Origin of the sequence: Blautia sp. aa_0143 (assembly GCF_004167315.1) — a bacterium.
Taxonomy (GTDB): domain Bacteria; phylum Bacillota; class Clostridia; order Lachnospirales; family Lachnospiraceae; genus Blautia_A; species Blautia_A fusiformis.
Window position 1 is genome coordinate 1 of the sequence record NZ_RCXU01000079.1, and the last position, 1,481, is coordinate 1,481.

Here is a 1,481-nt window from a genome sequence, read left to right on the forward strand (position 1 = left end):
GAGAATCAAGAGACCGCATCACCTACGCTAGGGTGATGAAGCGAAAGGTCAAGCAATAAGGGCACAGGGCGGATGCCTTGGCACTAAGAGCCGATGAAAGACGTGATAAGCTGCGAAAAGCTTCGGGGAGGAGCAAATATCCCGTGATCCGGAGATGTCTGAATGGGGAAACCCGCATGAGTAGACCTCATGCATCCATACGCCAATCCATAACGTATGGAAGGGAACCCGGGGAACTGAAACATCTAAGTACCCGGAGGAAAAGAAAGAAACATCGATTCCGTAAGTAGCGGCGAGCGAACGCGGAGGAGCCTAAACCGGTGTGCGTGCATGCCGGGGTCATGGACTGCATTTAAGATTCAGCGAAGTTAACAGAACGGTTTTGGGAAAGCCGGCCGGAGAGGGTGAAAGCCCCGTACGTGAAAGCAGAGCTGACTGAGCAGGATCCGGAGTACCACGAGACACGAGGAACCTTGTGGGAAGTAAGGGGGACCACCCCCTAAGGCTAAATACTACTTAGTGACCGATAGCGCATAGTACTGTGAAGGAAAGGTGAAAAGGACCCCGGGAGGGGAGTGAAAGAGAACCTGAAACCCTGTGTCTACAAGCTGTGGAAGTACTTTATATGTACGACCGCGTACTTTTTGTAGAACGGTCCGGCGAGTTACGCTTACTGGCAAGGTTAAGCACTTCAGGTGTGGAGCCGTAGGGAAACCAAGTCTTAATAGGGCCAGAGTCAGTAGGAGTAGACCCGAAACCGGGTGATCTATCCATGTCCAGGTTGAAGCTGCCGTAAGAGGTAGTGGAGGACCGAACCCACATCCGTTGAAAAGGGTGGGGATGAGGTGTGGATAGGGGAGAAATTCCAATCGAACCCGGAGATAGCTGGTTCTCCTCGAAATAGCTTTAGGGCTAGCCTCGGTGTGAGTCTTGCGGAGGTAGAGCACTGAATTTCCTAGGGGGCGTCAAAGCCTACCGAAGAATATCAAACTCCGAATGCCGTGTAGATATCACCGGGAGTCAGACTGCACGAGATAAGTTGGGCGGTCAAAAGGGAAAGAGCCCAGACCTACAGTTAAGGTCCCAAAGTGCGCGTTAAGTGGAAAAGGATGTGGGATTTCGAAGACAACCAGGATGTTGGCTCAGAAGCAGCCATACATTCAAAGAGTGCGTAATAGCTCACTGGTCGAGAGGTCCTGCGCCGAAAATGTCCGGGGCTGAAACGCGCCACCGAAACTAAGGAATCTGAAAAGATTGGTAGAGGAGCATTGCATGCGGGAAGAAGCAGTACCGGAAGGAGCTGTGGACTGCATGGAAGAGAGAATGCCGGAATGAGTAGCGAGATAGAGGTGGGAATCCTCTAGGCCGAATATCCAAGGTTTCCAGGGTAAAGCTGATCTGCCCTGGGTGAGTCGGGACCTAAGGTGAGGGCGAGAGCCGTAGCCGATGGACAACAGGTTGATATTCCTGTACTGCAGTAT

1 rRNA gene is annotated in these 1,481 nt (G+C 52.1%); it reads left to right on the forward strand.

The annotated features are described in order from the left end of the window. Positions 1 to 46: 46 nt before the first annotated feature. Positions 47 to 1,481: ribosomal RNA gene (locus tag EAI83_RS17055) — 23S ribosomal RNA — on the forward strand; the annotation flags it as partial.